General features: G+C 65.7%; 22 protein-coding genes and 1 pseudogene. 12 read left to right on the top strand and 11 right to left on the bottom strand.

Annotated features, from left to right (window positions below; translation table 11 throughout):
• Positions 1 to 28: 28 nt before the first annotated feature.
• Positions 29 to 3,571, top strand: coding sequence for a DNA polymerase III subunit alpha (gene dnaE, locus M1247_RS07435; RefSeq protein WP_317155660.1), 3,543 nt, complete (start codon positions 29 to 31; stop codon positions 3,569 to 3,571).
• 32 nt (positions 3,572 to 3,603) lie between these two features.
• Here dnaE and M1247_RS07430 read toward each other — a convergent pair.
• Positions 3,604 to 4,041 (bottom strand): annotated as a pseudogene (locus tag M1247_RS07430) (PPOX class F420-dependent oxidoreductase); the annotation flags it as partial.
• A 58-nt stretch (positions 4,042 to 4,099) separates the two neighbouring features.
• On the opposite strand from M1247_RS07430, the gene M1247_RS07425 reads away from it, so the two are divergent.
• Positions 4,100 to 4,489, top strand: coding sequence for a MerR family transcriptional regulator (locus tag M1247_RS07425; protein WP_317155659.1), 390 nt, complete (start codon positions 4,100 to 4,102; stop codon positions 4,487 to 4,489).
• A gap of 90 nt (positions 4,490 to 4,579) precedes the next feature.
• Here M1247_RS07425 and M1247_RS07420 read toward each other — a convergent pair whose 3' ends face one another.
• Positions 4,580 to 5,413, bottom strand: a complete 834-nt coding sequence (locus M1247_RS07420) for a class I SAM-dependent methyltransferase (RefSeq protein ID WP_317155658.1) — start codon at positions 5,411 to 5,413, stop codon at positions 4,580 to 4,582.
• 113 nt (positions 5,414 to 5,526) lie between these two features.
• On the opposite strand from M1247_RS07420, the gene M1247_RS07415 reads away from it, so the two are divergent.
• A complete protein-coding gene (locus tag M1247_RS07415) occupies positions 5,527 to 5,925 on the top strand; it encodes an SRPBCC family protein (RefSeq protein ID WP_317155657.1) in 399 nt (132 codons plus the stop codon).
• On the opposite strand, the gene M1247_RS07410 is transcribed toward M1247_RS07415, so the two are convergent.
• Both M1247_RS07410 and M1247_RS07405 read right to left on the bottom strand, forming a co-directional pair.
• Entirely contained in the window at positions 5,922 to 6,161 is a 240-nt protein-coding gene (locus tag M1247_RS07410; RefSeq protein ID WP_317155656.1) for a hypothetical protein, read from the bottom strand. The genes M1247_RS07415 and M1247_RS07410 overlap by 4 nt on opposite strands.
• Positions 6,162 to 6,216: 55 nt before the next feature.
• On the bottom strand, positions 6,217 to 6,600 hold the full coding sequence (locus tag M1247_RS07405; RefSeq protein WP_317155655.1) for a lipoprotein LpqH: 384 nt from the start codon (positions 6,598 to 6,600) through the stop codon (positions 6,217 to 6,219).
• A gap of 116 nt (positions 6,601 to 6,716) precedes the next feature.
• Here M1247_RS07405 and M1247_RS07400 point away from each other — a divergent pair, with 116 nt between their 5' ends.
• A complete protein-coding gene (locus M1247_RS07400; RefSeq protein WP_317155654.1) occupies positions 6,717 to 7,154 on the top strand; it encodes a nitroreductase family deazaflavin-dependent oxidoreductase in 438 nt (145 codons plus the stop codon).
• 28 nt (positions 7,155 to 7,182) lie between these two features.
• Positions 7,183 to 8,460: a threonine ammonia-lyase IlvA gene (gene ilvA, locus M1247_RS07395; RefSeq protein WP_317155653.1), complete on the top strand. Its 1,278-nt coding sequence runs from the start codon at positions 7,183 to 7,185 to the stop codon at positions 8,458 to 8,460.
• 14 nt (positions 8,461 to 8,474) lie between these two features.
• Here the strand turns inward: ilvA and M1247_RS07390 are convergent, their stop codons facing one another.
• From M1247_RS07390 to M1247_RS07365, 6 genes are read right to left on the bottom strand one after another with little or no spacing between them, the layout of a single operon-like run.
• Positions 8,475 to 8,822, bottom strand: coding sequence for a hypothetical protein (locus M1247_RS07390; protein ID WP_317155652.1), 348 nt, complete (start codon positions 8,820 to 8,822; stop codon positions 8,475 to 8,477).
• A gap of 23 nt (positions 8,823 to 8,845) precedes the next feature.
• Complete coding sequence (locus M1247_RS07385; protein WP_317155651.1) at positions 8,846 to 9,292, bottom strand: hypothetical protein; 447 nt, start codon at positions 9,290 to 9,292, stop codon at positions 8,846 to 8,848.
• A gap of 25 nt (positions 9,293 to 9,317) precedes the next feature.
• On the bottom strand, positions 9,318 to 11,090 hold the full coding sequence (treZ, locus tag M1247_RS07380) for a malto-oligosyltrehalose trehalohydrolase (protein WP_317155650.1): 1,773 nt from the start codon (positions 11,088 to 11,090) through the stop codon (positions 9,318 to 9,320).
• Positions 11,083 to 13,350 carry a malto-oligosyltrehalose synthase gene (gene treY / locus M1247_RS07375; RefSeq protein ID WP_317155649.1) on the bottom strand — a complete coding sequence of 756 codons (2,268 nt, stop codon included), beginning with the start codon at positions 13,348 to 13,350 and terminating at the stop codon, positions 11,083 to 11,085. The genes treZ and treY overlap by 8 nt, the downstream gene beginning before the upstream one ends.
• A gap of 1 nt (position 13,351) precedes the next feature.
• Positions 13,352 to 15,508 carry a glycogen debranching protein GlgX gene (glgX, locus tag M1247_RS07370; protein WP_317155648.1) on the bottom strand — a complete coding sequence of 719 codons (2,157 nt, stop codon included), beginning with the start codon at positions 15,506 to 15,508 and terminating at the stop codon, positions 13,352 to 13,354.
• 4 nt (positions 15,509 to 15,512) lie between these two features.
• Positions 15,513 to 17,675 (bottom strand): acetyltransferase SucT, encoded by a 2,163-nt coding sequence (locus M1247_RS07365; protein ID WP_317155647.1) that lies wholly within the window; start codon positions 17,673 to 17,675, stop codon positions 15,513 to 15,515.
• Positions 17,676 to 17,767: 92 nt separating this feature from the next.
• Here M1247_RS07365 and M1247_RS07360 point away from each other — a divergent pair, with 92 nt between their 5' ends.
• The 4 genes from M1247_RS07360 to M1247_RS07345 all read left to right on the top strand — a co-directional run bounded on the left by M1247_RS07360 (position 17,768) and on the right by M1247_RS07345 (position 21,503).
• Positions 17,768 to 19,075 carry an adenosylmethionine--8-amino-7-oxononanoate transaminase gene (locus tag M1247_RS07360; protein ID WP_410506829.1) on the top strand — a complete coding sequence of 436 codons (1,308 nt, stop codon included), beginning with the start codon at positions 17,768 to 17,770 and terminating at the stop codon, positions 19,073 to 19,075.
• An 87-nt stretch (positions 19,076 to 19,162) separates the two neighbouring features.
• Positions 19,163 to 20,311 carry an 8-amino-7-oxononanoate synthase gene (locus M1247_RS07355; RefSeq protein ID WP_317155645.1) on the top strand — a complete coding sequence of 383 codons (1,149 nt, stop codon included), beginning with the start codon at positions 19,163 to 19,165 and terminating at the stop codon, positions 20,309 to 20,311.
• Positions 20,308 to 20,982: a dethiobiotin synthase gene (gene bioD, locus M1247_RS07350; protein ID WP_317155644.1), complete on the top strand. Its 675-nt coding sequence runs from the start codon at positions 20,308 to 20,310 to the stop codon at positions 20,980 to 20,982. The genes M1247_RS07355 and bioD overlap by 4 nt, the downstream gene beginning before the upstream one ends.
• A gap of 2 nt (positions 20,983 to 20,984) precedes the next feature.
• Positions 20,985 to 21,503 carry a 2'-5' RNA ligase family protein gene (locus M1247_RS07345; protein WP_317155643.1) on the top strand — a complete coding sequence of 173 codons (519 nt, stop codon included), beginning with the start codon at positions 20,985 to 20,987 and terminating at the stop codon, positions 21,501 to 21,503.
• 2 nt (positions 21,504 to 21,505) lie between these two features.
• Here the strand turns inward: M1247_RS07345 and M1247_RS07340 are convergent, their stop codons facing one another.
• Complete coding sequence (locus tag M1247_RS07340) at positions 21,506 to 22,123, bottom strand: TetR/AcrR family transcriptional regulator C-terminal domain-containing protein (RefSeq protein ID WP_317155642.1); 618 nt, start codon at positions 22,121 to 22,123, stop codon at positions 21,506 to 21,508.
• Between the two features lie 73 nt (positions 22,124 to 22,196).
• Between M1247_RS07340 and bioB the strand changes: the two genes are divergently transcribed.
• The 3 genes from bioB to M1247_RS07325 are packed head-to-tail and all read left to right on the top strand — an operon-like array spanning position 22,197 to position 24,144.
• Entirely contained in the window at positions 22,197 to 23,192 is a 996-nt protein-coding gene (gene bioB / locus M1247_RS07335; protein WP_317155641.1) for a biotin synthase BioB, read from the top strand.
• Between the two features lie 11 nt (positions 23,193 to 23,203).
• The gene (gene bsaP, locus M1247_RS07330) at positions 23,204 to 23,440 is read left to right on the top strand and encodes a biotin synthase auxiliary protein BsaP (protein WP_317155640.1); all 237 of its coding nucleotides are present in this window, start codon (positions 23,204 to 23,206) and stop codon (positions 23,438 to 23,440) included.
• Positions 23,437 to 24,144, top strand: coding sequence for a DUF2567 domain-containing protein (locus M1247_RS07325; protein WP_317155639.1), 708 nt, complete (start codon positions 23,437 to 23,439; stop codon positions 24,142 to 24,144). Before bsaP ends, M1247_RS07325 begins: the two co-directional genes overlap by 4 nt.
• Positions 24,145 to 24,255: the final 111 nt, after the last annotated feature.

Here is a 24,255-nt window from a genome sequence, read left to right as displayed (position 1 = left end):
CAGCGGGTCGCAATAGACTGGCCAACCTATGAGCGCCTCCTTCGTACACCTGCATAACCACACCGAATATTCGATGCTGGACGGTGCCGCGAAGATCACTCCGATGCTGGCCGAGGCGCAGCGGCTGGAGATGCCGGCGATCGGCATGACAGACCACGGCAATATGTTCGGTGCCAGCGAGTTCTACAACTCGGCGACCAAGGTCGGCATCAAACCGATCATCGGGGTGGAGGCGTACATTGCCCCTGCGTCCCGCTTTGACACCAAGCGGATCCAGTGGGGCGACCCGAGCCAGAAGGGCGACGACGTCTCGGGTAGCGGCGCCTACACCCACATGACGATGGTCGCCGAGAACGCGACCGGACTGCGCAACCTCTTCAAGTTGTCCTCGCTGGCCTCGTTCGAGGGGCAGCTCGGCAAATGGTCGCGGATGGACGCCGAGATCATCGCCGAACATGCCGAGGGCATCATCGCGACGACCGGCTGCCCGTCCGGTGAGGTGCAGACGCGCCTGCGGCTCGGCCATGACCAAGAGGCACTGGAGGCGGCCGCGAAGTGGCGGGAGATCTTCGGACCGGAGAACTTCTTCCTCGAACTCATGGACCACGGTCTCGATATCGAGCGCCGGGTCCGCGCCGGTTTGCTGGAGATCGGTCAGAAGCTCGGTATCCCCCCGTTGGCGACCAACGACTGCCACTACGTGACGCGCGAGGCCTCGCAGAACCACGAGGCACTGCTGTGCATCCAGACCGGCAAGACGCTCTCGGACCCGAACCGGTTCAAGTTCGACGGTGACGGTTACTTCATCAAGACTGCGCAGGAGATGCGGGCACTGTGGGACGACCAGGTCCCCGGAGCCTGCGATTCCACGCTGCTGATCGCCGAGCGGGTGCAGTCCTACGCCGACGTGTGGGAACCGCGGGACCGGATGCCGATCTTCCCGGTGCCGGACGGACACGACCAGGGTTCGTGGCTGGCTCACGAGGTGCAGGCGGGACTTGAGCGGCGCTTCCGTGGTGCGGACGTGCCCACCGAGTACACCGAGCGTGCGGCGTACGAGATCAAGGTCATCTGCGACAAGGGTTTTCCGTCCTACTTCCTCATCGTCGCCGATCTGATCAACTACGCGCGTTCGGTCGAGATCCGGGTCGGCCCTGGCCGTGGCTCGGCGGCGGGGTCCCTGGTCGCCTACGCCCTTGGCATCACCAACATCGATCCCATCCCGCACGGGCTGCTGTTCGAGCGCTTCCTGAACCCGGAACGACCGTCGGCTCCCGATATCGACATCGACTTCGACGACCGCCGCCGCGGCGAGATGCTGCGGTATGCGGCCAACAAGTGGGGCAGTGACCGGGTCGCCCAGGTCATCACCTTCGGCACGATCAAAACCAAAGCGGCGCTGAAAGACTCGGCTCGTGTGCACTACGGGCAGCCCGGGTTCGCGATGGCCGACCGGATCACCAAGGCGCTGCCGCCGCCGATCATGGCCAAAGACATCCCGGTCTCGGGTATCACCGACCCGAACCACGAGCGGTACAAGGAGGCCGCCGAGGTCCGCACGCTGATCGACACCGATCCCGACGTGCGCACCATCTACCAGACCGCGCTCGGGCTGGAGGGCCTGGTCCGCAACGCGGGCGTGCACGCCTGCGCGGTGATCATGAGCTCCGAACCGCTCGTCGACTCCATCCCGCTGTGGCGCAGGCCCCAGGACGGCGCGATCATCACCGGCTGGGACTATCCGTCGTGTGAGGCCATCGGCCTGCTGAAGATGGACTTCCTGGGCCTGCGCAACCTGACCATCATCGGCGACTGCCTGGAGAACATCAAAGCCAACCGGGGTATCGACCTCGACCTGGAGACACTGCCGCTCGACGATCCGGCCGCCTACGAGTTGCTGTCCCGCGGTGACACGCTCGGGGTGTTCCAGCTCGACGGCGGGCCGATGCGCGACCTGCTGCGTCGCATGCAGCCCACCGGGTTCAACGACATCGTGGCGGTGCTCGCGCTGTACCGGCCCGGCCCCATGGGCATGAACGCGCACAACGACTACGCCGATCGGAAGAATGCGCGCCAGGCGATCAAGCCGATCCACCCCCAACTGGAGGAGCCGCTCAAGGAAATCTTGTCGGAGACCTACGGCCTGATCGTCTACCAAGAGCAGATCATGCTCATCGCGCAGAAGGTCGCCTCCTACTCGATGGGTAAGGCCGATGCGTTGCGTAAGGCCATGGGCAAGAAGAAACTGGAAGTGCTGGAGGCCGAGTACAAGGGCTTCAAAGAGGGCATGACCGCCAACGGGTTCTCCGAGGCTGCGGTGAAGGCCTTGTGGGACACCATTCTTCCGTTCGCCGGCTACGCGTTCAACAAGTCGCACGCGGCGGGCTACGGGCTGGTGTCGTACTGGACCGCCTATCTCAAGGCGAATTACCCGGCCGAGTACATGGCCGGGCTGTTGACCTCGGTCGGTGACGACAAGGACAAGGCAGCGGTCTACCTGGCCGACTGCCGCCGGCTCGGGATCACGGTGCTCCCGCCCGATGTGAACGAGTCCGTACTGAACTTCGCCTCTGTCGGTACCGACATCCGGTTCGGGTTGGGCGCTGTGCGCAACGTCGGCGCCAATGTGGTTTCGTCGCTGATCAATTCGCGTACCGAGAAAGGTAAGTACACCGACTTCTCGGACTACCTCAATAAGATCGACATCGCGGCCTGCAACAAGAAGGTCACCGAGTCGCTGGTCAAAGCGGGCGCGTTCGATTCCCTGGGGCATCCGCGTAAGGGGCTGTTCCTGGTGCACACCGATGCGGTCGACTCGGTGCTCGGCACCAAGAAGGCCGAGGCGATGGGCCAGTTCGACCTGTTCGGTGGGGGAGATGGCGGCGACGAGAACGCCGCGGATTCTGCATTCACCATCAAGGTGCCCGAGGAGGAGTGGGAGGACAAGCACAAGCTTGCGCTCGAGCGTGAGATGCTCGGCCTGTATGTGTCCGGCCATCCGCTCAATGGCATCGCACATCTGCTGGCCGCCCAGGTCGACACCCAGATTCCGGCGATTCTCGACGGCGATGTCGCCAACGATGCCCAGGTGCTCGTCGGCGGCATCCTGGCGTCGGTGAACCGGCGGGTCAACAAGAACGGGTTGCCCTGGGCTTCAGCGCAATTGGAAGACCTCACCGGTGGCATCGAAGTGCTGTTCTTCCCGCAGACCTATTCGTTGTTCGGCGGCGAGATCGCCGACGACGTGGTGGTGCTGGTCAAGGCGAAGGTCGCCGCACGCGACGATCGGATTGCGCTCATCGCCCACGAACTCGTGGTGCCGGACTTCTCCAGTGCCCAGGTGGACCGCCCCTTGGCGGTGAGCTTGCCGACCCGGCAATGCACGATCGACAAGGTCAGTGCACTCAAATCGGTGCTCGCCAACCATCCGGGAACCTCGCAGGTGCATTTGCGGCTCATCAGCGGCGAACGGATCACGACGCTGGAATTGGATCAGTCGCTGCGGGTGACACCATCGTCGGCGTTGATGGGTGATCTCAAGGCGTTGCTGGGCCCGGGCTGCCTGGGCTGATCGCCGTGGGGGCGGGGTTCGTCATCGAGGTCGATGCGCACGATCGCGCTGTCGGGCCAGAGATCGCGGGCCACGGCGCGTCGCAGCTTCTCACGCAGCGGGAGATCCCGGTGCACATTCGTGACGCCGGGAATCTTCAGTAGCGGCACGATGTTCCACTGCCATCTGTACCGGCGATGCAGTGCGCGGTCGGCGCGCTGCGCGTCATCACCGGAGAGCACCGTGGCCCGGCCGGTCACGGTTGTTGCGTCGCGGACCCTGCCGCGGTAGTCGCATGCGACGAGTTCAACGTCGGGTCGTGTAAGGAGCCTGCGGGTCTTTGGTCCGACCTTCGTGCGAAACAGTGCGGTTCGGTCCTCCAGCACAAACCAGATCGGTGTGTCGACCGGTGTGCCGTCACGGCGGTAGGTGCGCAGCATCGCGTAACGGGAGCGGCGCAGCGGCTCGAGCTCGGCTTCGGTGAGTGGCATGGGTCCAGTCAACGACTTAGAGTTGGCTCTAAGTCAAGTCTCGGATCAGGAGGCGGCGTTGACCACACGGTTGACCATCGGTGACGTGGCGCGCCGGGCCGGCGTTGCGCAGACGACGCTGCGGTACTACGAGCAGGTCGGGCTGTTGCCGCCGCCGGAGCGGCTGGGCGGTCAACGCCGCTACCAGGAATCGATTCTGGTGCGGCTGGAAGTGATCCGGTTGTGTAAGGCCGCGGGATTCACGCTCGAGGAGATCACGGTCCTGATAGGCGATGACCGCCCGGGCAGGCCCGCGGCGCGGGCGCTGGCGGAAACCAAGCTCACCGAGATCGACGCCCAGATGGATTCGCTGGCCCGGGCCAGGGAGATCATCCAATGGGGTATGCGCTGCACATGCCCGTCGATCGACGCCTGTACCTGCGGGATTCACCAGGCGTTACCTGCCTGAGTCAACGCCGGGAGCAGTTCTTCGGCCAGCACGCCCGGATGGGGGTCAGGTGCGCCGATCCGAGGGACGAGGTCGGGCATCGTGACGTCCTCAGAAGCTGTAACGCAGGATCCGGGCCTTGCGGGCGGTGGCCTTGGTGAGCCCGCTCAACCGGCTGGCGATCCGCACCCAGCCGGGAAAGCGATCGACTTCCGGCGCGTGGGTGAGGCTGGCTTCCTCGATCAGCCGCAGCCGCGGATTCCAGCTCTCGGGATGATGTGCATCCTCGAAACCGGGGTAGCCCCATTGGCTACCGACGTCTTTGAACATCTTCTGCGGGTAGAGCTTGATCGCTGCCCGGCTCACCCAGCCGATCCGCCCGTAGTCGTTGAAAGCCAGTTCCCCGCTGTGGAAGTGCTCGGTGATCCGGGTGAGGATCCCGACGATCATCGGCTCGGACAGGAAGGCGAACAATCCATCGGCGATCAGAATGGTGGGGCGGTCGGAGGGAATCTCCGCGGTCCAGTCCGGATCTGTCAGCGACGCCGCCACTGTGTGGGACCGCGGATGTGCGGGCAGCGTTCGTTCGCGCAGCGCGCTGATCCCCGGCAGGTCGACGCTGTACCAGTCCACGGTGTCTGGCGGGTCGACGCGGTAGAACCCGCTGTCCAGGCCGCCGCCGAGGTCGACCACCACGGCATCTGCATGCGTCTGGCTGAATGCCCGCACCCGGTCGTCGAGCATCTTGGCGCGCAACGCCGTTTGGCACGTCACGCTCGTTTGCACACCCAGGCCGGCGAAGTCGTAGTCCACGGCGCCGACGACCTGGTCAGCGAGATTGTCACCGAGGATCGGACGTGCCCAGCGGCTGTCCAGAGCGCGGGCGTACAAGGTGAGGAACGCGGTCTCCTCGACGGGGGTCAACCCGCTTGCCGAAATGCCCATGGGCCAGACCATACTCCTGCTCAGAGGCTGAACGTTTCGCCCAAAACGTTTACCGCCCTTGCGATCACGAGACAGAGGCGAACCTCGGTGCGGAATCGCCTACCCTGGCAGTTGTGCGCAGCCGCCATGTCAGTGTCTGGATCGAAGCCTCCGCAGAAGCGGTGTACTCGTACGCCGCCGACCCACGTCACCTGGCCGACTGGGCCGCGGGACTGGCCGAGGGCGCGGTACGCGAGACGCCCCAGGGTTGGGTGGCAGATTCGCCCATGGGGCAGGTTGGTGTCGAGTTCACTGAGGTGAACCCGTTCGGAGTACTCGACCACGTGGTCCGGCTGCCTTCCGGGGATGCGGTGTACAACCCGATGCGGGTGATTCCCAGTGGTGTCGCGAACTGCGAAGTCGTCTTCACCATTCGACAACGACCAGGCATGACCGACGATGAATTCGAGGCGGACGCGGCAGCAGTCACCGCGGATCTGGAGAGATTGCGGAGCGTGGTGGCCGGGGTCTAACGGTCCGAAGAGTGCGATGAGGACGCCGTGCCGAGCACCAGCCATGCGATCGTCGCGGCTGCGGCCCCCGACAATACCGCCGGAGCGATGCTCATGGTCGCAACGCCGACGATGAGCAGGACCAAGACGCCGATCGCCAGCGCGATCAGCTTGTATGCCGGCCAGGGCACCCCGGCGATGGGAATGCCATGCTCAGCCCGGGAAACGGTCGAGCGAAAGTTTCCGGCGGTGGTCATGTGTTAACGATAGCTCGCAAGAAAGATTTCGGCTACCCGAAACACCGGATACGGCTCAGCAATCAGCGCGGATCCGGAAGTCCGCTGTGGTCTGTTTGACGGGATGATCCGCATAGGAGCCATGTGCTGTGCCGCTGATGATGTAGGTGAACCCGTCGATGTCGACCTTGATGTCATCGCCGGAGTCTCCGATGGCGCTGCCGGTGAATCCATCCAGGCCGCGCAAACGCACGATCTTCCCGGTCAGCGAATCACCGGTTTCGACGATGGCGGTGAAGCCGGGCTCCTGCTGGACGCTTTCGATGGTCCACATCCACTCCAACTGGTGGCACTGGACGCCGTTGTCGATCGGCACCTGTTCACCGTTGAGGGTGACCTCGACGGTGTTGGTGTTGAGCAGGTCTCCGTTGGTAGTGGAGCAGGCGGACACGACGAGCATCAGAATCAACGCTGATGACCACACTCGCCGTGCACGGTGGTACATACCACTATGTTCCCCCTACCGGTCCCGGCTAATCACCGCCCGGCGGGCCACCGGCGTTCTACGCTGACGTTATGCCGTTGACCGGAGACTATGAGCCAAGCACGTCGGACTGGGCCCGGGAGAATGCCGAGACCTATATGAAGTCCGGTGGCACCGAGGGCACCGAGCTGAACGGTCGGCCGGTGATCCTGTTGACGACCGTCGGCGCCAAGACCGGCAAGATCCGCAAGACACCGTTGATGCGCGTCGAGCATGGCGGCGAGTATGCGGTGGTGGCGTCGCTGGGTGGCGCCCCCAAGAACCCGGTCTGGTACTACAACGTCAAGAAGAATCCCCGGGTGGAGCTCCAGGACGGGGCCGCAGCCGGGGATTATGAGGCGCGTGAGGTGTTCGGCGAGGAGAAGGCGTCCTGGTGGGAGCGGGCAGTCGCGGCGTTTCCCGACTACGCCGAGTATCAGACCAAGACCGACCGGCCGATCCCGGTGTTTGTGCTGACCCCGGTGAAGTGAAAGCGCTGGCCGGTGGCACCATTGATCGGTGACTGCCGAACTTAGCCCCCACACATCGATGCCGCTGTGCGCGGCAGACATCGATGAGGCTGCTGGGCGAATTTCCGGGGTGGTCACCCGCAGCCCGCTGCAGATCTGCGAGCGGTTGTCCGAAGCCACCGGGGCCACGGTCTATCTCAAGCGCGAAGACCTGCAGGCAGTGCGGTCCTACAAGCTGCGCGGTGCGTTCAATCTGATGGCTCAGCTGTCGGCGGAGGAAAAAGCCGCCGGTGTGGTGTGTTCCTCGGCGGGCAACCACGCCCAGGGCTTTGCGTTGGCCTGCCGGTCGATGGGAATCCACGGTCGCGTGTATGTGCCGGCCAAGACGCCCAAACAGAAGCGCGACCGGATCCGCTATCACGGTCGCGAGTTCATCGAGCTCATCGCGGTCGGGGCCACCTATGACCTGGCCGCCGCCGCCGCCCTCGATGACGTTGCCCGCACGGGCGCCACGCTGGTTCCGCCCTATGACGATCCACGCACGATGGCAGGGCAGGGCACCATTGCAGCCGAGCTGCTTGACCAGCTCGACAACGAGCCCGACCTGGTGATCGTCCCGGTCGGCGGCGGTGGCTGCATCGCGGGGATCACCACCTACCTTGCCGAACGCACCACCAACACCTCCGTGCTCGGCGTGGAGCCTGCCGGTGCGGCATCGATGATCGCCGCACTGGCCGCGGGCGAGCCGGTGACGTTGGAGCACGTCGACCAGTTCGTCGACGGTGCGGCGGTGGCCCGTGCCGGCGCCCGGCCGTATGCCGCCCTGGCCGCGGCGGGGAACATGGTGTCGATCACCACGGCCGACGAGGGCGCAGTGTGCACCGCGATGCTCGACCTGTACCAGAACGAAGGCATCATCGCCGAGCCGGCCGGCGCCCTGTCGGTGGCGGCCCTGCTGGAGGCCGATATCGAACCGGGCTCCACCGTGGTGTGCCTGATCTCCGGTGGCAACAACGACGTCTCCAGATACAACGAGGTCGTCGAGCGGTCCCTGGTGCACCTGGGCCTCAAGCACTACTTCCTGGTCGACTTCCCGCAGGAACCGGGGGCACTGCGCCGGTTCCTAGACGAGGTCCTCGGGCCGGGTGACGACATCACCTTGTTCGAGTACGTCAAGCGCAACAACCGCGAGACCGGCGAGGCGTTGTGCGGCGTGCAGCTGAGTTCGGCGGCGGATCTGGAGGGCCTACTGGCCCGCATGGAACAGTCCGACATTCACGTCGAGTTGCTCGAACCCGGTTCGCCGACCTACCGGTATCTGACGTAGGGGAGCCGCGCCGATCAGGTCTGTGACCACACTGCTGCGGGCATCGTGAGGTAGACACCGACGCGGTGCAGCCGCGTGATTTCGACCAGTCGCGTGCAGAGCCTGTCGATGCGCGCTTGCGCATCGCGTTCGCGGTCGACGGCGAGCTTCGAGCGGATCTCGACGACGACGTCCATACCGGAGACGTCCATTGGTCCGAGTTCGCGGAAGCGCACCTCGACATCACCGGGCTGCAGATTGCCGTCATATGGCTCAACTTCGCTGGCCACTGCCACCGAGACCTCATTCGGCAATTGCGCGGCCAGAGCTCGCAACGTCTCTGTGGGGATGCCCGGGCGGTAGGTGACCTCGACGATCGGCATCCGTCGAAGATACCGACACAACGTCAGCCTGCAAGCTTGAGCTTGGGCTCGACCTCGATCACTGCGTCGTCGTTGGCGCGGAAGATGGGTTGCAGTGGCACGCCGTATTCTCCTGCGACCCGCGCCAGCAGCGACACCCAGTCTCGGTCCAGATTCGACACCGGACCATGCCCCGGGCGAGTGAGGAGCAGCGCCACTGTAGTGCCGGGACCCAGTCCGGCCAACACCCGGGTCAGCCGCGACATGACGTACTCGGTGAGGCCCGGCTGAGGTTTGGTCCGCAACGGAACCTGACTCATGGTTTTGTACATGCGGCCGTCGGCACCGACGAAACCGACCCACAGCAACCGCTCGCCGAACCTCAATTCGCCCATCAGGGCGCGCCACCGCTCGCGCATGTCGGCCGCGGAGCGCACCGGGTCGGTGGCCGATTCGATCGGCGGGATGGGTGGGTGCTCATCACGATTCATCACCGCATCATGAGCACGAATCCGGCTATCCGGGTAATGCGTTATCCACAGGCCCCGATCCTGTGGACAGCGGATTGACACCACGCAGAATTGCGAAAGAATGCGCGGCCAGTGTCGTTGCGCCGGGACCTATGTCGGGTGAATCCCAGGCCAGCACCAGCTCGCCGGTGACCGGGACGGAGACGGCAGTCTCACCGAGGTTGCACACGATGTCGAACGCGCCGCGGTGCATCACTATCCAGCCTGCCTGCTCGTCGAAGTCGATTCGCAGGTGGTCCAGCCACGGATCGGCCAGGTCGGGCTCGTTGCGCCGCAGCTCGATCAGACTTCGGTAGGTCTGCAGCAGTTGACCGTGTTCGCCCCCTTCGACCTCATCCCAATTCAGCTTGGACCGCTGAAATGTCGCCGGGTCCTGCGGATCGGGGATCTCGTCGGCATCCCAACCGTGCTCGGCGAATTCGGCTTTGCGGCCTTCGGCCGTGGCGCGGGCCAACTCGGGCTCGGGGTGGGAGCTGAAGAACTGGAACGGCGATGAAGAACCCCACTCCTCACCCATGAAAAGCATTGCGGTATAGGGCGACCCGAGGGCCAGTGCAGCTTTGACGGCGAGTTGACCGAAATCCAGCCGCTGCGAAGGACGGTCGCCCACGGCGCGATTGCCCACCTGGTCGTGGGTCAGGGTGTACGCCAGCAGGCGGGTCGCGGGGATCGTGGCGGTGTCCAGTGGCCTGCCGTGCCTGCGGTGCCGGAACGACGAATAGGTGCCGGCGTGGAAGAAGCCGTGCCGCAGAGTGGTGGCGAGTGTTTCCAGCGAGCCGAAATCAGCGTAGTACCCCTGTCTTTCGCCGGACACCGCGGTGTGGATCGCGTGGTGGATGTCGTCGTCCCATTGGGCGGTCAATCCGTAACCGCCGCAGTCTCGGGGGGTGATCAATCTCGGATCGTTGAGATCGCTCTCGGCGATCAAGGACAGCGGTCTGCCGAGTTGGGCGGCCAGCGCATCGGTGGCGGTGGCGAGCTCCTCCAGAATGTGAATCGCCGTGTTGTCCATGAGCGCGTGCACGGCATCCAGGCGGAGGCCGTCGGCGTGGAAATCCCGCATCCAGCGCAACGCACACTCGATGATGTAGGTGCGTACTTCGTCGGCGTCGGGGTCGGACAGATTGATCGAGGCGCCCCACGGATTGGTGCCGGCCGACAGGTACGGGCCGAAGCGGGGCAGATAATTGCCGGACGGGCCCAGGTGGTTGAACACCGCATCGATCAACACGCCGAGTCCGCGCGCGTGGCACGCATCGATCAGCCGGATGAGCCCGTCGGGGCCGCCGTAGGGTTCGTGTACCGCGTACCACAGCACCCCGTCATAGCCCCAGCCGTACTGTCCGCTGAATGCGTTGACCGGCATCAACTCGACGAAGTCCACGCCCAGACCGACCAGATAGTCGAGCTTTTCAATGGCGGAGTCAAACGTGCCCTCCGTGGTGAAGGTCCCGATGTGCAATTCGTAGATCACCGCGCCTGCGACGGAGCGGCCGGCCCAGTCGGCGTCGGTCCAGGCGCCCGGGGCCGGACTCCACAGCTGTGAGCGTTCGTGGACGCCGTCGGGCTGGCGGGCTGAGCGCGGGTCCGGCAGCACCTGCGGATCGTCGTCCAGTACGAATCCGTACCGGGCGTCGGCGGGGCAGTCCAGTTGCGCGTGCCACCAGCCGTCATCAGATCGGCTCATGTCATGCAATGTCGCGTCCACGTCGACCCGCACCCGTTCGGGCTCGGGGGCCCAAACCGCGAATTCAGTCACGGTTGCGCTCCAGCAGCGCGACCGGAAGCTCACGGAACAAGTCGACGGCCGATACCGTTCCGCGCCAGTGGCGGTCGGTGAGCCGGTCGGTCCATTGTCCGTCGGGCAGGGCCAGTGCCGTATCGGCCCAGCCGGTTTCGGCCAGCGAGACGCTCAACCGGGTGGCGGCCACCACGACGTCGGGGCCGCGACGGTAGGAGATCAGGTGGGCTGCGGCGGTGCCGCCGGCCGGCAGCGGTGTGTACCCGCCGCTCAGGAAAGTGTGCGGGTGTCTGCGGCGCAGTCGGAGTGCGGCAGCGGTCACCCGCATTTTCGGATCGGTCAACTCCCGCAGGGCGATACGGCGGGCGCCGTAATCCACGGGCCGCCGGTTGTCAGGGTCGACCAGACTGTCTTCGGGTAATTCGGTGCCCTGGTAGACGTCCGGCACCCCGGGGGCGGTCATGTGGAGCAGCTTCTGGCCCAGGCTGTCGTTGCGTGCGTGCGGGCCGAGGCGGTCGACCAGCGCGGTCAGCTCGGCGGCGACCGGTCCATCCAGTACTGAGTCCAGCCAGCCGTGCACGGCGTCCTCGAAGGTGGTGTCGGGCTCGTTCCACGAGGTGTGGGTGGCTGCTTCCCTGATGGCCTTCTCGGCATACGCGTGCAGCCGGTCGCGGAGCTCGGCGGTCACCGTACCGTCGGCAGGCCATACGCCGAATATGTTCTGCAACAGGAACAATGTGGTTGCGGTGTCCGGTGCGGGGGTGAGTTTCATCCACTGTCCGACGGACTCGGCCCACAACTTCGGCACCTGGGACAGCACACCGACGCGCGCCCGCACATCCTCACCACGCTTGGTGTCGTGCGTCGATAGCGTTGTCATCGCCCGTGGCCACCAGCGTTCCCGGGACGCGGCCCGCTGATGAAACTCTGCCGGGCTGACGCCGAATCGCGCAGGTTCGCCGCCGACTTCGTTGAGCGAGACCAGCCGTGGGTCCCGATAGAACAGGCAGTCCTCGACCGTCTTTGCGGTGGCCGCACCGCACAACTGATTGAACCGTGCCATCGATTCCGGTTCGGTGGACAGCGCACCGGCGACGATCGCCAACGTGTCGCTCAACTCCGGTGCTGCGGTAGCGGTTTCGGCCAGCGCAAGCGGAAGGATGGTGGCCAGCGCAGGGTAGTCGCAGCGGTACACCCCGATCCGGCTCACCAGGGCGGCCACGGCGGCGGGAAGGCGCGGATCCTCCGACGTGGTCGCAGCGGAGATCACCCGGCACAGTCTGTCCAGTTCGCTGCCCAGAGTGCGGGTGACCGTGGACGCTTTCAGGTCTCGTTCATCGCCGGGATCGACGTCGTCGCAGAGTTGAGTGAGCACGTGCCTACCCGCCGGGTCGACGAACAGTCCGCCGATTTCGCGCAGTGCGTCGTAACCGGTGGTGCCGTCCACCGGAAGCGAGGCATCCAGCGCTTCGTCGGCGGCGAGAATCTTTTCCACCACGATCCATGCCGACGGTCCGACCAGCTCGCGCAGCCACTTCAGATAACCACCGGGATCGGACAATCCGTCCGGATGGTCGATACGGACTCCGTCGACCAGCCCCTCGTCGAACCAGCGTTTGACCTCGACGTGTGTCGCATCGAAAACAGCGCGGTCCTCCTGGCGCAGGGCAGCCAGCGAGGTGATGGAGAAGAACCGACGGTAGCCACAGATGCCGCGGCGCCATCCGATCAACCGGTAATGCTGCCGGTCGTGTACCTCAGAGCCGGTGCCCACCCCGGTCCCCGGCGCGATCGGCAGCACCAGATCACCCAGTCGGAGTACGTCACCGTCGACGGTGAGGTCTTCGACATCGTCGTCGGAACCGAGAACCGGCAACACGATTCGGCCGTCGTCGAGGTCCCAGTCGATGTCAAAAAAGGAGGAGTATGACGAGCGCCGGCCGTGGGTGAGCAGGTCCCACCACCAGTCGTTCTGCCGCGGATCCGCGACGCCGACGTGGTTGGGCACGATATCAACGATCAAACCCATGCCACGGGCGCGTGCGGCAGTTGAAAGCCTCTGCAGTCCTTCAGGTCCGCCGAGGGCCGCCGAGACGGTGGTGGGATCGGTGACATCGTAGCCGTGGGTGGATCCTGCCGCGGCAGTGAGAATCGGCGACAGGTACAGATGCGACACCCCGAGATCGTCGAGGTAATCCACAAGGTTCAGCGCATCGTCGAAAGTGCAGCAGTCCGCGCGCATCTGCAGCCGGTAGGTCGCGAGCACCGGGCTGGTCATGTCAGGCCGTCTTGCGGAGCACGAGCAGCGAACGGGCCTGCAGGTTGAGCTTCTCGCCGGCGGCGACCACGAGTTCGGTGTCGCCCGTCGGGTCGGCGGTGTCCAGGGCGCCGGTCCATTCGGTCGCATAGTCGCCGTTGGGTGTGACGAAATCCTGTGGGTGGTCATTTGAGTTGAAGCACAACAGGAACGAGTCGTCGACCACGCGTTCGCCGCGGGCATCAGGGGTGGGGATCGCTTCACCGTTGAGGAACACTGCCACGCAGTTGCCCAGTCCGGTGCCCCAGTCCTCCGGCGTCATCTCGATCCCGGCCGGGGTCAGCCAGGCGATGTCGCGGACCTGGTCGCCGCTGCGGATCGGCTTGCCTTCGAAGAACCGCCTGCGCTGGAAGACCGGATGGTGCTTGCGGAACTCGATCACCTTGCGGGTGAACGCGAGCAGATCCGCGTTCGTCTCGCACAGCGACCAATCCATCCAGGACAGTTCTGAATCCTGGCAGTACACATTGTTGTTTCCCAGCTGGGTGCGGCCCATCTCGTCGCCGTGGGCGATCATCGGGGTGCCCTGGGACAGCATCAACGTGCCCATGATGTTGCGCATCTGTTTGGCCCGTAACGCCAGGATGTCCGGGTCATCGCTGGGACCCTCCACACCGCAGTTCCAGGACCGGTTGTGACTTTCCCCGTCGTGGTTGTCCTCGCCGTTGGCCTCATTGTGTTTCTCGTTGTACGACACCAGGTCGTTGAGCGTGAACCCGTCGTGGCAGGTGACGAAGTTGATGCTCGCAGAGGGCCGGCGTCCGGTCGCCTCGTAGAGGTCCGACGACCCGGTCAACCGGGAGGCGAACTCGCCCAGGGTCGCGGGCTCGCCCCGCCAGTAATCGCGCACAGTATCGCGATACTTCCCGTTCCACTCGGTCCACAAACCTGGGAAGTTGCCGACCTGGTAGCCCCCCTCGCCGACATCCCACGGTTCGGCGATCAGCTTCACCTGGCTGACCACGGGATCCTGCTGTACGAGATCGAAGAATGCCGACAGCCGATCCACGTCGTAGAACTCGCGGGCCAGGGTGGAGGCCAGGTCGAAGCGGAATCCGTCGACATGCATCTCCAGTACCCAGTACCGCAGGGAATCCATGATCAGCTGCAGGGTGTGGGGGTGCCGCGCATTGAGGCTGTTGCCGGTCCCGGTGAAGTCCTTGTAGAACTCAAGCTGACCGTCGAGCAGACGGTAGTAGGCGGCGTTGTCGATACCGCGGAAGTTGATGGTGGGCCCGAGGTGGTTGCCTTCGGCGGTGTGGTTGTAGACGACGTCGAGGATCACCTCGATGCCGGCGTCGTGAAATGCCTTGACCATGGTCTTGAACTCGGCGACGGCACCGCCCGCATGCCTGTTCGCGGCGTACTGAAAGTGCGGCGCGAAGAAGCCGACGGAGTTGTAGCCCCAATAGTTCCGCAGTCCCAGGTCCAGTAGTCGGTGGTCGTGCATGAACTGATGCACCGGCATCAACTCGATCGCGGTGACGTTCAGCGACTTGAGGTGCTCGATGATCAGCGGATGACCCAGGCCGGCATAGGTGCCGCGGAGCTCGTCGGGAATCCCCGGATGGGTCTGGGTCATGCCCTTGACGTGCGCCTCATAGATGACGGTGTCGTGGTAGGGGGTTTTGGGCGCGCGGTCGGAACCCCACTGAAAGAACGGGTTGATCACCACGCTGGTCATGGTGTGACCCAGCGAGTCGACCTGCGGTGGCGTTCCGCTCCCCGGTGGCTCCGCGTCCATGTCGTAGGAGAACAGCGCCTGGCCGAAGTCGAAGTCGCCGTGGAACGACTTGCCGTACGGGTCGAGCAACAACTTGCTCGGATCGCAGCGGTGCCCGGCACCGGGATCCCACGGGCCGTGCACGCGGTACCCGTACCGTTGGCCCGGCGTAACCGTCGGCAGATAGGCATGCCACACGTAACCGTCGACCTCGTCGAGGTTGATCCGCTCTTCGGTGCCGTCTTTGGCGATCAGGCACAGCTCGACCCGTTCGGCGACCTCGGAGAACAGCGAGAAGTTGGTGCCTGCACCGTCGTAGGTTGAACCCAGGGGATAAGCCTCACCCGGCCATACCGTCGACAGAGTTCTGGAGGTCGGGGAGGACTGGGACGTCATGGCCTCACCACCAGCCGGTGGTTGCGGCCATTTGCCGGCCGAGCTCATTGGTCATGGTGCGCATGTAAGTCGTGGACAGATGGTGAGAGTCGTGATACAGCAACACATTTCCCTCCACCACGCGGCAGTAGTCCTTACGGCAGACCGCATCACTCATGTCGAGTGGCTTCAGTAGTGGGAACCGCGCGACGAAATCCAGTGTGGGGTTGTGGTCGGAGAGTACCTTGGACCGGTCGATGCCGCACGAGACGGCGTCCCCGCCGTTGGCCAGGCAGTCCGCCGGGAAGTACGGCTTGCCGTTGCGTACCAACCATGGCGTGTCACGCATGGCAAGAATCGGAATGTTGTTCTCGGACAGCTGCTCCCAGATCCCCAGGTACGTTCCCGGCATGACATCGCCCGGCTTGATGTTCCACGGGCGGGTGGACGTGGTGAACACATAATCGGGATGGTCGGCGATCAGTTTGGCCATCACCACGTTGTTCCACTGGTGACACTTGGGGTACGGACGGTTGTCGCCCATCACCAGAGGCACTTCTTCGGTGGTCAGCGGGCAACCCATCTTCAGGTAAGTGACCACCTTGAAGTTGTGCAGCCGGCCGAGCAGATCCAGTGCGGTGATCCAGTGTTCGGCGTGGGAGCCACCGGCAAGCGCGATGGTGCGCGTCGCGGCCTTGTCGCCGTAGGTGCAGTTGATCACGCTCACATCAGCGAAATCGCTGATGCATCCCTCGGTCGTGGAGGCTGGAACGTCATTCTTGGCCTCCAGCACGGTCGGTCGCATCGGCAGCTTGGGGACGCGCACATGGTTGATCAGCGCACGGGCTCCGGGATAGTCACGTGCCGAGAGCCCGGAGAGTTCCTTGCCGCTGGCCCGTTGCACGGTGACGTGCTCCCGCCAGGTGAACGAGGTGGCCGTCAACGCCACGCCGAGCAGGGCCACCACCGAACCGAGCACGATGGTCGGTCGGCGTAGCCGGACCCGCAACGGGACGGCGGCCACCGGTGCGGCCAGCTTCTGCACCCGCAGCGGCTCCTCGATGTAGCGCGTTGTCAGCCAGGCCAACACGCCCGACACCAGCAGGACGATCGCACCCTCGAGGAAGTTGGCATTCGAATGCCCCGAGTACGACAGCCAGAAGATGAGCAATGGCCAGTGCCACAGGTACAGCGAGTAGGCCATCGCGCCCAATGACACGAACGGTGCGGTGGCGAGTAGGCGGTTGGGCAGCGGTAGTCGCTGCGCGGTGCCCGGGTCGGACATCCGGTTCGCAGCGGACAGGATGAACAGGATCGTGGCGCCGACCGGAACGAGCGTCCACGGCCCCGGGAACTCCTTGACGCCGTCGATCAGCGCGCCGCACGACACGATCGCCGCCAGTGCCACCACCGCAACGATGTTGCGCAACCAATTCGGCCATCGCACGAACGGCACCAGAGCGCCGATGAGTGCGCCGAGCAGCAATTCCCAGGCGCGGGCGAAACTGTTGTAGTACGCGGTGGCCTGATCGGTGTTGTGCGCGACGATCGCGTACACGAACGACGCGATGGTGAGCGCGCCCAGCACCACGATGAACGCGGACCGCAGATGCCGGCCGAACAGCTTGCGGGCCAAGATCGCGAAACCGAAGATCAGGGCAAGAAACGCGATATAGAACTGCCCTTGCACAGACATCGACCAGATGTGCTGCAACGGGCTGACTGCCTCACCGGCGCGAAGGTAATCGGCGGCAGTGTTGGCAAGCTCCCAGTTCTGGTAGTAGCCGAGGCTCGCCAGGCTCTGGTCAGCAAACGCTTCCCACCGCGTTTCCGGTTGGATCAGGATGGTCAGCACGGCGGCAGCGGCAAGCACGACGACGAGCGCCGGCAACAATCGCCGGACCAACCGGAGCACCTCGGGAACCGGCCGTAGCGAGGCTCCCGGAGTCAGCGCGGCGCGCAGCAACTTGCCGCCGAAGAAGAACCCCGACAACGCCAGGAAGACATCGACGCCACCGGAAACCCGGCCAAACCAGACGTGAAACACCGCCACCAGCGCGATAGCGATACCGCGGAGGCCGTCGAGGTCATGCCTGTAGAAACCCGAACTACGGGTCCCCATGGCGGCAGGGGCGGCGGGCGAATTATCGGTGACTGGCGCCGGCCGGGCAGGGGCGAGGGTCATCATGGTCGGAGGTCAATTTACCTAAGAACCCTGCCAAGCTCACATTCTGGATGCCTTCGGCGGTGTCTGTGAGCAAAGGGCTAGGCTGCCCGTCTGTGGCGGAGCTGACCCCAGCGCAGATCAGTGCCATCGATACCGCCCACGTCTGGCACCCCTACAGCACCATCGGAGCTGAAGCGCTGCCACCGGTGGTTGCGGTCGGGGCCAAGGGTGCGTGGCTGACCGTGATCGACCCCGTGAGCAGCGGCGCCGACGCGGAGATACCGGTGCTGGACGCGATGGCGTCTTGGTGGACGGCAGTACACGGGCATGGGCATCCGGTCCTGGACCGTGCCATCAACCGCCAGCTGGCCACCATGAACCACGTCATGTTCGGCGGATTGACGCACGAACCGGCGGCGCGTCTTGCGCAGTTGCTCGTCGAGCTGACGCCGGCCGGTTTGGAAACCGTCTTCTTCAGCGACTCCGGCTCGGTGTCGGTCGAGGTGGCGGTCAAGATGGCGCTGCAGTACTGGCGCAGTTCGGGGCGCGAAAGCAAGCACCGCCTGATGACCTGGCGTGGCGGATATCACGGCGACACGTTCACCCCGATGAGCGTGTGTGACCCCGACGGTGGCATGCACGCACTGTGGACCGATGTGCTGGTGGCCCAGGAATTCGCCCCGCAGGTGCCCGGCGGCTACGACCCGGCATACAGCGCCGCGTTCGAGCGGCAGCTGGCCGAGCATGCCGACGAACTGGCCGCAGTGATCGTCGAACCCGTGGTGCAGGGTGCCGGGGGAATGCGGTTCCACGATCCGCGTTATCTGTCGGACCTGCGCGCGGCCTGCGATCGTCACGACGTGCTGCTGATCTTCGACGAGATCGCCACCGGCTTCGGTCGCACCGGTGAGCTCTTTGCCGCTGACCATGCCGGGGTCAGCCCGGACATCATGTGCGTCGGCAAGGCACTCACCGGCGGCTACATCACGCTGGCCGCGACCTTGTGCACGGCCAGCATCGCTTCGACCATCAGCGCGGGGGATCCGGGCGCACTGATGCACGGACCCACGTTCATGGCCAACGCGCTGGCCTGCGCGGTCGGCGTGGCGGCTGTCGAACTGCTGGTGAACAGCGACTGGCGTACCCAGGTGCGCACGATCGAGGCCGGGCTACGGGCGGGCCTGGAACCGGCCGGGGACCTGCCGGGGGTCGCCGATGTGCGGGTTCTCGGTGCGATCGGCGTCATCGAGATGGAACGACCCGTCGACATGCGGGTGGCGACGGCCGCCGCCCTGCGCCACCGCGTCTGGCTGCGCCCGTTCGGCAAGCTCATCTACGCCATGCCGCCGTACATCTGCACGCCTGACGAGATCGCACAGATCACCGCCGCGATGGTCGGCGTGGCCCGTGCACTAACCTGAACGGTGTTCAATTGTCGGCACCGCCGACGTGTTCAATACTCGGCGTCAGTTCGCCGAGCCTTCACTATTGACCCGGCAGGAGCACCCGTGACACGTACCGGTCTTTCACCACTGGCCTGGCTGGCCGGTGTCGAACAGCGGCGTCGTGAGGCCGGGCTGCGCCGTGAACTGCGCGCGCGCCCGCCGGTGGGCACAGAGCTGGACCTGGCGTCCAACGACTACCTGGGCCTGTCGCAACACCGGGATGTGCTCGACGGGGGCGTCGAAGCGCTGCGTACCTGGGGTGCGGGCGCCGGCGGCTCGCGCCTGGTCACCGGCAACACCGAGTTGCACGAGTCCTTCGAGCGGACGTTGGCCGCATTTGTCGGCGCCGAGTCGGCCCTGGTGTTCTCGTCGGGCTATACCGCGAACATGGGGGCGGTGGTAGCGCTGTCGGGTCCGGGCTCGCTGGTGGTGTCCGACGCACTGACGCACGCGTCGCTCGTCGATGCCTGCCGGTTGTCACGAGCTCGGGTTGCCGTCACCCCGCACCGCGACATCGCCGCCGTGGAGGCTGCGCTGAGCGGGCGCACCGAGGAACGTGCAGTGGTGGTGACCGAATCGGTGTTCAGCGCCGACGGCGTCCTGGCGCCGCTGGTGGAGCTGCACGCGGTGTGCCGGCGCCACGGCGCGCTGCTGGTGGTGGACGAGGCGCACGGTCTCGGGGTGCGTGGCGTCGGCGGGCAGGGCCTGCTTCATGAGGTCGGCCTGGCGGGCGCGCCGGATGTGGTGATGACGACGACGCTGTCCAAGGCGCTGGGCAGTCAGGGCGGTGTGGTGCTGGGGCCGGAGGCGGTCCGCGCACACCTGATCGACGCTGCCCGGCCGTTCATCTTCGATACCGGTTTGGCACCGGCGGCGGTCGGTGCCGCCTCGGCGGCACTGCGGGTGTTGATCGCCGAGCCGAACCGGGCTCAAGCTGTGCTCGGTCACGCCGCCGCCCTTGCCGAAATGTGCGGTGTCACAGCACAACCCGAATCTGCCGTGGTGTCGGTGATACTCGGTGAACCAGATGTTGCCGTGGCTGCGGCCGCGGACTGCCTCGATCGCGGTGTGCGGGTGGGCTGCTTCCGGCCGCCGACTGTGCCCGCCGGAACGTCGCGCCTGCGCCTGACCGCCCGGGCATCGTTGACCGGTGACGAGATGGAGCTGGCCCGCCGCGTGCTGACCGAAGTGCTCGCCACGGCCCGCGCATGACCGTCCTGGTCGTGACGGGCACGGACACGGGCGTCGGTAAGACGGTGACGACCGCGGCGGTGGCCTGTGCGGCCAGGTCGGCAGGTCGCGACGTGGCAGTGTGCAAGCCTGTGCAGACCGGAACCATCGACGGTGACAACGATCTCGGCGAGGTGCGCCGATTGTCCGGCGTGACCGAACTGCACGGCGGCTGGCGTTATCCCGAACCACTTGCGCCCGTCGCGGCCGCGGCCCGCGCGGGGATGGCGCTGCCCACCCGCGCCGAGTTGGTGGCGTCGCTGCGGACGGTGGACACACCCCGGCGACTGACGCTGGTGGAGGGTGCCGGTGGTCTGCTCGTGAAAATGGGGACTGACGGCGTGACGTTGCGCGACGTCGCGGCAGAACTCCCCGCCCCGGTATTGGTGGTGGTCTCGGCCGGGTTGGGCACGCTGAATCATACCGAATTGACGTTGGAAGCACTTGCTGCGCACGGCGTTCCGTGTGCCGGCCTGGTGATCGGCGCGTGGCCGGATGAGCCGGGTGTCGCCGAGCAGGGCAACCGTTCGGCGCTGGCCGAGCTGGCGCCGGTGCGTGCGGTCCTGCCGGCCGGCGCGGCCGTCCGCAGCGCGGCTGACTTCGAGGTGATGAGCGCCGAAGCGTTCGACCGCGGTTGGATCGAAGGCCTCTGAAAATGGTGCACTCGGTCGAGCTCGTCTTCGACGCGGACACCGAGGCGGCCGTCCGGCACCTCTGGGATGCGTTGCGCGAGGCCGGGATACCCAGCCAGGCGCCGGCCAGTCGGCCGCACGCGACACTGACCGTCGCAGAGCACATTGATGCCGGGGCCGACTCGGTGCTGGCACCGGTGCTCGACCGTTTCCCGTTGCCGTGCAGGCTCGGCGCCACACTGGTCTTCGGTCGCTCCGCCGGGGTGCTGGCGCGACTGTTGATGCCGACGGCCGAGCTGCTCGCTGTGCAGGCCGACGTGCATCGACTGGTGCTGCCCTTGTCGACACCGGCGGCCATGCCGCACACGGCGCCCGGTCAGTGGACCCCGCACGTCACCCTGGCCCGCCGGATAGCCCCCGGGCACCTCGCGACGGCGATGCGGATCGCGGGCCGTCCGGCGGAGATCGTCGGCAGTATCGTCGGACTCCGCCGTTGGGAGGGCGACAAGCGCGCCGAACATCTCATCGCGCGTCGAACATGAACTCAGGAGCGAGGTTTCGGCGACTCCTCGCGTACCGCCGCATGCCCGGTCCGGCCCTGCGCGGCGAGCCCATCCACGAGAAGCCGCAACCCGAAGGCGAACTGGCGGGAGGTGTCGCTGATCAGCACGGACTGGTCGTCGCCCAGCGCACCGGCGGCATCCCACTGCAGCCGGGACTGTTCGTCGACAGTGAAGCCGAGCACGTAGTAGATGACGGTGCGCGCGGCGAGTTCGGCGTCTTCGGTGTGCACGCCCGCATCGGTGGCCGCCGCCGCGAGCAGACCGACGATTCTCGTCGCAGATTCGGACTGCCCGGCCGCCAGGCTCGAGGACACCAGTTCGGCACCGTCGGTATAGGACAGCAGCGCATCGCGCAGCGTCGTGCAGATCGCGTGGATACGGTCACGCCACCCCGAGGCAGTGCCGGGGGCCCCCGCAGGCTCCAGAATCCGGTCCGCCACGGCGCCGAGCAGTTCCTGCTTGTTGGCGAAGTGCCAATACAGCGCTCCGGGGCTGACCTTGAGTTCGCGGCCCAGCCGCCGCATGGTCAGATCGCCGATGCCGTAGTTGTCCAGGATCGTCATCGCCGCGTCCACCACGTCGGGTTTGTGGAGTTGCACGCCCTTACCCTAACCTGAACGGTGTTCAATTGTCGGCGCTTGTTCGACGAACAGACGACACGGAGGAGCACGGGTGAGCGACATTCTGGGTGTGGCCCGCGAACAGGTTCTGGAGCGCGGCGTCGGCCTCGACCAGGACCAGACGTTTCAGGTGCTGCAGCTGTCGGACGACCGGCTCGACGAACTGCTGTCGCTGGCGCACGAGGTCCGAATGAAGTGGTGCGGTCCGGACGTCGAGGTCGAGGGCATCATCAGCCTCAAGACCGGCGGCTGCCCCGAGGATTGCCACTTCTGTTCGCAGTCAGGTCTTTTCGCCTCACCGGTGCGCAGTGCCTGGCTGGATATCCCGAGCCTGGTGGAGGCCGCCAAGCAGACCGCCAAGACAGGGGCCACCGAGTTCTGCATCGTGGCGGCGGTCCGCGGGCCCGACGAGCGGCTGCTGGCTCAGGTCGCGGCAGGCATCGAAGCCATCCGCAACGAGGTCGACATCCAGATCGCCTGCTCGCTGGGCATGCTCACCGAGGATCAGGTCGAGCGGTTGTCGGCAATGGGCGTGCACCGCTACAACCACAACTTGGAGACGGCCCGCTCGTTCTTCACCAATGTGGTGACCACCCACAGCTGGGAAGAGCGCTGGGACACGCTGCGCATGGTTCGCGAGGCCGGCATGGAGGTGTGTTGCGGCGGGATCCTCGGTATGGGGGAGACGCTGGAGCAGCGCGCGGAGTTCGCCGCGAACCTGGCCGAACTCGATCCCCACGAGGTTCCCCTGAACTTCCTCAATCCGCGGCCCGGCACTCCGTTCGGCGATCTCGAGGTGCTGCCCGCCTCGGAAGCGCTCAAAGCCGTCGCCGGTTTCCGGCTGGCGCTGCCGCGGACCATGCTGCGATTTGCCGGTGGTCGTGAGATCACGCTGGGCGATCTGGGTGCCAAGCAGGGCATTCTGGGCGGTATAAACGCTGTCATCGTCGGGAACTACCTGACCACGCTGGGTCGCCCGGCCGAGGCGGACCTGGAGTTGCTCGATGATCTGCAGATGCCGATCAAGGCACTCAACGCCACCCTGTAGAACAGGTGGTGATGATTAGCGAAATGCCGGCGTTGCCCGCACCCGTCGGTGCCGGTGCCTACAACGTCTATACCGGCGGTCCGGCAGGCAGCACGGTGCCGACCGCGGCGCAGCTCGGCCTGGAGCCGCCGAGGTACTGCGCCGAGTGCGGCCGCAGGATGATCGTGCAGGTGCGTCCCACCGGGTGGTGGGCGAAGTGCTCGCGGCATGGTCAGGTGGATTCGACGGACCTGGATGTGCGGCGATGAGCCTCTCGGGCGAAGAGCAGAATGCCCCGATGAGCCTCTCGGGCGAAGAGCAGAACACACCCGACCTCGGGTCGGCTCACGTCAATGTTGTGGCCGGGCCGCGTATTTCACGCTTCCGTGCGGCGCTCATCGTGGTAGCGGCACTGGCGGTGGCCGGCGCGGTTGTCGGCGCACTGTGGTCATGGCTGGCGCCGCCGATTCACGGTGTGGTGGCGCTGACGCGCAGCGGTGAACGCGTGCACGTCTACCTCGGCAGCGAGTCCGATCACTTCTTCACTGCGGCGTTCATGTTGGTCGGGTTGCTGGCGGTGCTCGCGGTGATTTCGGGCGTGGCGTTGTGGCAGTGGCAGGCGCACCGCGGTCCGGTGCTGGTAGGGGCACTGGCCGTGGGGAGTGCGGCGGCCGCAGCGGCGGCGACCGGGGTGGGTGCGGCGTTGGCGCACTGGCGTTTCGGCAGCATTGACGTGGCGGGCGCCCCCGTCACACCTGAACACCGGGTGCATTACGTCGTGGAGGCGCCGCCGGTCTTTTTCGGGCATACCCCGTTGCAGATCGCGGCGACACTGTTGTTTCCGGCCGCGATCGCGGCGCTGGTGTATGCGTTGATCGCGGTGTCCACCGCGCGCGATGACCTTGCGGCCTGGCCGCCCGTGGAGACGCCGGTGTTCCCGCCTCCCGTATCGATGGGCTCGCCCTCGCCGTAGTTCGCCGAGACTGCACAGAGGGACAAAATCGGAGCGCAGAATCAAGCGGTCGCTGCAACACCTGATTTGTTTAGGGGTGTTGTTCGATGGCGTTTCGTGTTCAGGGCAGCA

Source organism: Mycobacterium appelbergii, from assembly GCF_032883035.1.
In the GTDB taxonomy this organism is placed as follows: Bacteria; Actinomycetota; Actinomycetes; order Mycobacteriales; family Mycobacteriaceae; genus Mycobacterium; species Mycobacterium appelbergii.
This window is presented reverse-complemented; position numbering and strand designations above follow the sequence as displayed.

Excerpts from the sequence above, each read along its gene's own strand:
- M1247_RS07405 (WP_317155655.1), bottom strand. The coding sequence starts at position 6,600 with ATGCTCGTCGTGTCCGCCTGCTCCACTACCAACGGAGACCTGCTCAAC.
- treY (WP_317155649.1), bottom strand. The coding sequence starts at position 13,350 with ATGACCAGCCCGGTGCTCGCGACCTACCGGCTGCAGATGCGCGCGGAC.
- M1247_RS07420 (WP_317155658.1), bottom strand. The coding sequence starts at position 5,413 with ATGGGCATTTCGGCAAGCGGGTTGACCCCCGTCGAGGAGACCGCGTTC.
- M1247_RS07385 (WP_317155651.1), bottom strand. The coding sequence starts at position 9,292 with ATGAATCGTGATGAGCACCCACCCATCCCGCCGATCGAATCGGCCACC.
- M1247_RS07410 (WP_317155656.1), bottom strand. The coding sequence starts at position 6,161 with ATGACCACCGCCGGAAACTTTCGCTCGACCGTTTCCCGGGCTGAGCAT.
- M1247_RS07390 (WP_317155652.1), bottom strand. The coding sequence starts at position 8,822 with ATGCCGATCGTCGAGGTCACCTACCGCCCGGGCATCCCCACAGAGACG.
- M1247_RS07325 (WP_317155639.1), top strand. The coding sequence starts at position 23,437 with ATGAGCCTCTCGGGCGAAGAGCAGAATGCCCCGATGAGCCTCTCGGGC.
- M1247_RS07365 (WP_317155647.1), bottom strand. The coding sequence starts at position 17,675 with ATGATGACCCTCGCCCCTGCCCGGCCGGCGCCAGTCACCGATAATTCG.
- bsaP (WP_317155640.1), top strand. The coding sequence starts at position 23,204 with ATGATTAGCGAAATGCCGGCGTTGCCCGCACCCGTCGGTGCCGGTGCC.
- dnaE (WP_317155660.1), top strand. The coding sequence starts at position 29 with ATGAGCGCCTCCTTCGTACACCTGCATAACCACACCGAATATTCGATG.
- M1247_RS07345 (WP_317155643.1), top strand. The coding sequence starts at position 20,985 with ATGGTGCACTCGGTCGAGCTCGTCTTCGACGCGGACACCGAGGCGGCC.
- M1247_RS07400 (WP_317155654.1), top strand. The coding sequence starts at position 6,717 with ATGCCGTTGACCGGAGACTATGAGCCAAGCACGTCGGACTGGGCCCGG.
- glgX (WP_317155648.1), bottom strand. The coding sequence starts at position 15,508 with ATGACGTCCCAGTCCTCCCCGACCTCCAGAACTCTGTCGACGGTATGG.
- bioD (WP_317155644.1), top strand. The coding sequence starts at position 20,308 with ATGACCGTCCTGGTCGTGACGGGCACGGACACGGGCGTCGGTAAGACG.